The sequence below is a fragment of the Acidithiobacillus sp. TH-A36 genome (assembly GCF_057473445.1).
In genome coordinates this window covers 1-2797 of the sequence record NZ_JBYCKP010000571.1, presented here as the reverse complement: position 1 = coordinate 2797, position 2797 = coordinate 1, and the positions used below count along the sequence as shown (strand labels likewise).

Here is a 2797-nt window from a genome sequence, read left to right as displayed (position 1 = left end):
TAGCCGGCAATTCCAGTATCTGGATGATCTGCCCTTGCCGGGTCCCTTGCGAAGCGAAGTGACCGATCGTCTGGAGTATCTGTTCCACCATCATCCCCTTTTTGCAAACAGGAGAAACGCTGCGTGAATGCTGCGGATAACACATTGATTCCCGGGGCCGCCAATAGTGTCGGCAGTAAGGCCTATGTAGCGCGTTTTGCAGAGACTCTGGCGGAAGAACATTTCAGTGATTTTCTGAATACCCGCATCAAGCTGTCCTCCTTGGGGGTAGGTACATTCCCCGGCGCGGTGGATGATGTGACGGATCTGGCCGTGGCGGCCATTGTCGCTCAGGCCCTGCAGTCCGGGATTAACGTGATTGATACCGGTGCGAATTATCGTTTTGGCCGGGCCGGTCGGGCGGTGGGGGCGGGTATTGCCAAGGCCATGGCGGCGGGAATTCTCCGCGAGGAGTTTTTCGTGGTGGGCAAGGGCGGGTTCCTGACCTTCACGGGCGGGCGTCCCGAAGATCCTCTCGCCTTTTTCCGTGAGGAAGTGGTCGCCAAAGGCCTGGGCAAGGAAGAAGACCTCGCCCAGAATGTGCATTGTCTGAGTCCCGAATATATTGCCTGGCAACTGGATGATTTACGCAGCCAAACCGGTCTGGAAACCCTGGATGTGTTTCTGGTGGATCAGCCGGAGGTGCATATTCCGCTGATTGGCAAAGAACGCATGTACCAGAAGTTGATCCAGGTCTTTACCGTGTTGGAACAGGCGGTCAATGAAAACAAAATTCGTTATTATGGCATCTCTACCTTCAACGCCTGTCGGGTGGAAACCGATCACACCCTGTTCCAGTCCCTGACCAGTCTGATTGGCCTGGCCGAGAAGGCAGCTGGTGAAGGTAACAGACACCATCTGCGGGTAGTAGAACTTCCCTTTAATGCCCTGATGCCCGAAGCCTATACGCGCTTCAGTCAGGTTACCGGACAGGGAAATATTGGTTCGACCATTCAGGCCGCTTTTCAGCTCAAGCTGACCGTCATGGCCAGCCATACCCTGGGCAAAGGATTGCTGGCCCAGGAAGAAATCCCCTCCTTGCAGGAAGGAATTCCCGAACTGGCCAATGCGGCGCAACGGGCCATTCAGTTTGTGCGCTCGACGCCGGGCATCGGTGTCACCCTGGTGGGAATGAGTTCACCCCTGCATCTGGCAGATTTTCTGGCGGTGGCCAAACAGCTCCCCTTACCCAAAGAACGCTATCTGGCGATGTTTGAAAAGGAAAAATAGGTTTGAGCGAACCTGACTTTTCTGGTTTTTACGCACATGGCCGTTCCATTTGGTCAAGACGGTGATTTTGGACAGCGGGCACTCATAGATCGCATAAACAACGATCTGGGAAATGATCTTGGTAATTTGCTCAATCGGCTTATCGGAATGAGCTATAAATACTTCGATGGGGTCATCGTTTCCGGGCAATGCGAAAAATACTACAGTGAAGAGCTGAAACGGATTCAGACGGTGATAGGCGAACTGGATCAGCTGATGGTGGATATTCAAATCAACCGCTATTTGGAATATCTGTGGCGAATCCTTTCCATGGGGAATAAAGCCATAGACACCGCCAAGCCCCGGGTAAGAATGAAAAAGGGCAAAGAGGCAGAAGTGCAGGCTCTACTGGGTGTTATCGCTAACTTACTAGCGAAGGTGGCACTACTTCTACATCCCATTATGCCCGAAATTACCCTGAAAATGGGTAGAGCCTTGAAAATTACGCTGGATGCGGCGAGCTTCAAAACCTATGTCACGGAGGGCCAGCTACTGGCAGATTTCACGATAGAGAAGGTTCCGCCACTTTTTCCCAAGATCGAAGCGCCTTTAATAGCGGAAGCGAGTGGTGGCATCTCTATCGCTGCGCCCTAAAGGGTGATGAGGCTAATTATTTTGAATTGAAACAGGGGAACTCACGGCGAGCATGTACCACGTTCACGATCTCTATGCAGGTGGCCGTGACACGATAGAGCACGATGTAGTTTGGGTGTGCGATGATTTCACGTAATCCTGGCACTCGATCGCTGATGCGGTACAGGTAAGGGTGCTCTGATAGTGGCAACACGCAGACGCGCAGGCGTTCCCACAAGCGTTCGGCTGCGCTCACATCGTACTGACCAATGTAGTCTATGATGGCGGCCAGATCGGCGTCGGCCGACTCAAGCCAGAAGATGGGTAGCATCATCAGGGCGTCTTGCGCTGTCTGAGCCGTGCTAGTCGCTCGGCCATGCGCCTCTCAATCTCATCGTGCGGGATGCCCGGGCGCTGGTCAGCTATGCTGGCGGCCGTCTTGGCCTGCAGCCAAGCCGTGTAGCTGGCCTCCTGCTCGGCGGTTTCAAACTCGGAGATGATGGATGGTAAAATGGCATTCATCCTAGGTTGCTCCTTGGTATCGATCATCAGAGAGGGTTTAACGCCCTCATTTGGCCAACCATGCGGCCCTTAAAGGCTATATTAGGCGCTTTTCGCTCTTGCCGGAACCATCCTAACATCCAGGCCCACCTAATGATCTTTGGGTTTTTCGCCTTTGGGGGCGCTGGCAATTTCCCGCAACAGTTTTTCCTGTTCCGCAAAAGACATGCGTCTTTGCCCTGGGGCAAACCCTTTGTTGGCAGGATTTTGTGCAGCAGGATGCCCGGCCCGTTCACTTTCCTTGGTGGCTGTATAGTTTTGTAACTCACGTTGCCACTGGGCAGGTGCTTCACCTGTGTCCGTGCGCCCCTGATAACCAGCAGGTGCGGCAGGGGTTTGTCGGGCAAACCAGCTG

4 protein-coding genes and 1 pseudogene are annotated in these 2797 nt (G+C 53.7%); 2 read left to right on the top strand and 3 right to left on the bottom strand.

The annotated features are described in order from the left end of the window. Positions 1 to 123: 123 nt before the first annotated feature. Together AC2VLY_RS14440 and AC2VLY_RS14435 are read left to right on the top strand one after the other, a co-directional pair. On the top strand, positions 124 to 1269 hold the full coding sequence (locus AC2VLY_RS14440; RefSeq protein ID WP_193651129.1) for an aldo/keto reductase: 1146 nt from the start codon (positions 124 to 126) through the stop codon (positions 1267 to 1269). Between the two features lie 36 nt (positions 1270 to 1305). After that, positions 1306 to 1902 carry a class I tRNA ligase family protein gene (locus AC2VLY_RS14435; protein ID WP_486922520.1) on the top strand — a complete coding sequence of 199 codons (597 nt, stop codon included), beginning with the start codon at positions 1306 to 1308 and terminating at the stop codon, positions 1900 to 1902. Between the two features lie 16 nt (positions 1903 to 1918). On the opposite strand, the gene AC2VLY_RS14430 is transcribed toward AC2VLY_RS14435, so the two are convergent. The 3 genes and pseudogenes from AC2VLY_RS14430 to AC2VLY_RS14420 form a co-directional block, all read right to left on the bottom strand. Further along, complete coding sequence (locus AC2VLY_RS14430) at positions 1919 to 2215, bottom strand: type II toxin-antitoxin system RelE/ParE family toxin (RefSeq protein WP_010637316.1); 297 nt, start codon at positions 2213 to 2215, stop codon at positions 1919 to 1921. Beyond that, positions 2215 to 2403 carry a type II toxin-antitoxin system RelB family antitoxin gene (gene relB / locus AC2VLY_RS14425; protein ID WP_024893012.1) on the bottom strand — a complete coding sequence of 63 codons (189 nt, stop codon included), beginning with the start codon at positions 2401 to 2403 and terminating at the stop codon, positions 2215 to 2217. The genes AC2VLY_RS14430 and relB overlap by 1 nt, the downstream gene beginning before the upstream one ends. Before the next feature lie 129 nt (positions 2404 to 2532). Beyond that, positions 2533 to 2797, bottom strand: a pseudogene (locus tag AC2VLY_RS14420) (TM2 domain-containing protein); the annotation flags it as partial.

Coding starts and splice junctions, on each gene's coding strand:
- AC2VLY_RS14435 (WP_486922520.1), top strand. CDS start 1,306: ATGGCCGTTCCATTTGGTCAAGACGGTGATTTTGGACAGCGGGCACTC.
- AC2VLY_RS14430 (WP_010637316.1), bottom strand. CDS start 2,215: ATGATGCTACCCATCTTCTGGCTTGAGTCGGCCGACGCCGATCTGGCC.
- relB (WP_024893012.1), bottom strand. CDS start 2,403: ATGAATGCCATTTTACCATCCATCATCTCCGAGTTTGAAACCGCCGAG.